The sequence below is a fragment of the Terrabacter sp. P5_B1 genome, from assembly GCF_056400505.1.
Genome location: NZ_JBFULD010000427.1, coordinates 1 through 2,995, shown reverse-complemented (window position 1 = coordinate 2,995; position 2,995 = coordinate 1). Strand labels below are relative to the sequence as shown.

Here is a 2,995-nt window from a genome sequence, read left to right as displayed (position 1 = left end):
GCCTGCACGCGCAGGAACTCGCCGGAGATCTGGGCGAGCCGGGCGCACAGGGCGTCCCACAGGTCCGGGTCGCCGTGCATGWGCGCCTTGGTCTTCTCGTGGTTCTTCGAGGGCCCGCCCTCGACGAGGTAGGAGGCGAGGGTGAAGGGCGCACCGGCGAACCCGATGAGCGGGATGTCACCGAGCTCACGGACCAGCTGGCCGACGGCCTCGGTGACGAAGGGGACGTGCTCGGGTGTCAGCGGGACGAGCTGGTCGAGGTCGGCCGCGGTTCGGATCGGGCGGGCCACCACGGGACCCACGCCCGGCACGATGTCGAGGTCGACGCCGATCGCCTTGAGCGGCACGACGATGTCACTGAAGAAGATGGCCGCGTCGACGCCGTGTCGACGCACCGGCTGGAGCGTGATCTCCGTGACGAGGTCGGGCCGCATGCACGACTCGAGCATGGGGATGCCCTCGCGCACGGCGCGGTACTCCGGGAGCGAGCGACCGGCCTGGCGCATGAACCACACCGGCGTCCGGGTGACCGACTCGCGGCGCGCGGCGCGGACGAGGTTGCTCTGTCGGGTGGCGGTCGGAGCAGTGGTCGGCACCGGTCAATCCTGCCACGACGGGCGGGTGCGCCCGAGCCACGCGCACCCGGCGCGCCCTGAGGACAGAACGCCCGACTCCGGCTTACCCTCATCTGGTGCACACGCGAACGTTGCCGGGCAATCACGGCGCGGTCTTCGCACGGACGCTCAGCGCCCTGCGAGACGTCCGTCTGCGCTCCGAGGTGCGCCTGACCGAGGTGCCGGCGCCGACCCGCATCGCCCCGTATGCCGCAGCCCTGACCGCCGACGTCATCGACATCGAAGACCCGGACGAGGACCTGGCGACCGGCCGGTTCGTCATCCTGCACGACCCTGCGGCCCCCGACACGTGGGACGGGCAGTGGCGCATCGTCACCTTCGCCCGGGCCGAGCTCGAGCCCGAGCTGGCCGGCGACCCGATGCTCGGCGCGGTCGGCTGGTCCTGGCTCTCCGACTCCCTGACCAACCGCAACCTCGGCTGGACGGCCGAGGCCGGGACAGTGACGCGCGTCGTCAGCGAGAGCTTCGCGGGTCTGGCCGACCGCGAGGCGAGCGTCGAGATGGAGATCCGGGCCTCGTGGACGCCGGTGGGCGGCGACGTCGCCGACCACCTCCGGGCCTGGGCCGACATGCTGTGCACCATCGCCGGCATACCTCCACTGCCCGACGGCGTGGTCCCGCTACCGGGGCAGCGCCGGTGACGGCAGAGCCGAACGAGAGCATCGACGACGCCGCCGGCACCGCACCTGACACCGTCCCGGATCTCGTCCCCCTGACCCATCCGCGTGACGGCGTGCCCGAGGTCGTCGTCGACGAGCGCACGCTGTTGCGTGCGGCCGAGGCGATCAGGTCGGGCACGGGCCCGGTGGGCATCGACGCCGAGCGGGCGTCGGGCTACCGCTACGGCCAGCGCGCCTACCTCGTCCAGATCAGGCGCCAGGGGTCGGGCACCTGGCTCATCGACCCGATCGCCTGTCCCGACCTCTCCCCCGTCGGCGAGGCCATCGGCGACGCCGAGTGGATCCTGCACGCCGCCACCCAGGACCTTCCGTGCCTGGCCGAGGTCGGCCTGCGTCCGCGGTCGCTCTTCGACACCGAGCTCGGGGGGCGTCTGGCCGGGCTGCCGCGCGTCGGCCTCGGCGCGATGGTCGAGCACTACCTCGGCCTCCAGCTCGCCAAGGAGCACTCCGCCGTCGACTGGTCGGTGCGGCCCCTGCCCGAGCCGTGGCTGCTGTATGCCGCGCTCGACGTCGAGGTGCTCGTCGACCTCCGTGACGCCGTCGCTGCCGAGCTCTCGGCGCAGGGCAAGATCGCTTGGGCCACCGAAGAGTTCGAGCACCTGCTCGACTTCACCGGCCCGGAGCCCCGCGTCGACCCGTGGCGGCGCACCACCGGGATGCACAAGGTCCGCGGCCGACGCGGTCTGGCCATCGTGCGTGAGCTGTGGCTGTGGCGTGACGGCGTGGCCCAGCAGCGTGACACCTCTCCCGGACGGATCCTTCCCGACGCCGCGATCAGCGAGATCGCCATCGCCAACCAGCGCGCGACCAAGCCGCCGCGCACCGTGGGCTCCGCCGAGCCGCGGCTCGCGCGGTCGGTGCGGCGGCACCAGGAGGCGATCCTCGAGGTCCTCGCGCACGCCCTGGCGCTGCCCGAGTCCGACCTGCCCGTCCTCGCGTTGCCGCCCAGCGGTCCGCCCCCACCCAAGGCGTGGGCCGACCGCGACCCCGTCGCCGCTGCCCGTCTGGCGCGTGCCCGGGAGCTGCTCGGCGCCGTCTCCGAGGAGCTAGCCGTCCCGGTCGAGAACCTCCTGACCCMCGACCTGCTGCGCCGCTTCCTCTGGGACGGTCCGGCGGCCCCGACGACGCCCGAGGTCGCCGAGGCGCTCGCCGCGATGGGCGCCCGGCGGTGGCAGACGACCATCACCGCACCCCTCATCTCGCTCGCCTGCAGCGAGCACGCCCCCGCCTGACCCGCGCCTCCCCCTGATCGAAGGAGCAGGGGGGTGAGGATGGTCACCCGGGCGCCAGTTGGTGCTGAAGTTACCGAGCAGTAGTCTCGTCCTGACCGCTGGAGAACCACATCAGGAGGCACCGTGCCCCGCGCACTTCACGAGGTCGTCTTCGTCGACGGCGTCCGGACGCCGTTCGGCAAGGCCGGCGACATGGGCATGTATGCCCAGACCCGCGCCGACGACCTCGTCATCCGGTGCATCCGCGAGCTGCTGCACCGCAACCCGAACCTGCCCAAGGACAAGGTCGAGGAGGTCGCCATCGCCGCGACCACCCAGATCGGCGACCAGGGCCTGACGCTCGGCCGCACCGCCGCCCTCCTCTCGGGACTGCCGAACACGACGCCCGGCTACTCCGTCGACCGGATGTGCGCCGGTGCCATGACCGCGGTGACCAACACCGCGAGCT

4 protein-coding genes are annotated in these 2,995 nt (G+C 72.6%); 3 read left to right on the top strand and 1 reads right to left on the bottom strand.

The window, feature by feature from the left end:
- Nucleotides 1-596: uroporphyrinogen decarboxylase family protein (locus tag AC1DP0_RS20350; RefSeq protein WP_478088111.1), on the bottom strand; the 596-nt coding region annotated here is incomplete at its 3' end.
- Between the two features lie 95 nt (nt 597-691).
- Here AC1DP0_RS20350 and AC1DP0_RS20345 point away from each other — a divergent pair.
- From AC1DP0_RS20345 to AC1DP0_RS20335, 3 genes are all read left to right on the top strand, one after another.
- On the top strand, nt 692-1,276 hold the full coding sequence (locus tag AC1DP0_RS20345) for a DUF3000 domain-containing protein (RefSeq protein ID WP_478088109.1): 585 nt from the start codon (nt 692-694) through the stop codon (nt 1,274-1,276).
- Nucleotides 1,273-2,547, top strand: coding sequence for an HRDC domain-containing protein (locus AC1DP0_RS20340; protein ID WP_478088107.1), 1,275 nt, complete (start codon nt 1,273-1,275; stop codon nt 2,545-2,547). The genes AC1DP0_RS20345 and AC1DP0_RS20340 overlap by 4 nt, the downstream gene beginning before the upstream one ends.
- Nucleotides 2,548-2,670: 123 nt before the next feature.
- Nucleotides 2,671-2,995: thiolase family protein (locus AC1DP0_RS20335; RefSeq protein WP_478088105.1), on the top strand; the 325-nt coding region annotated here is incomplete at its 3' end.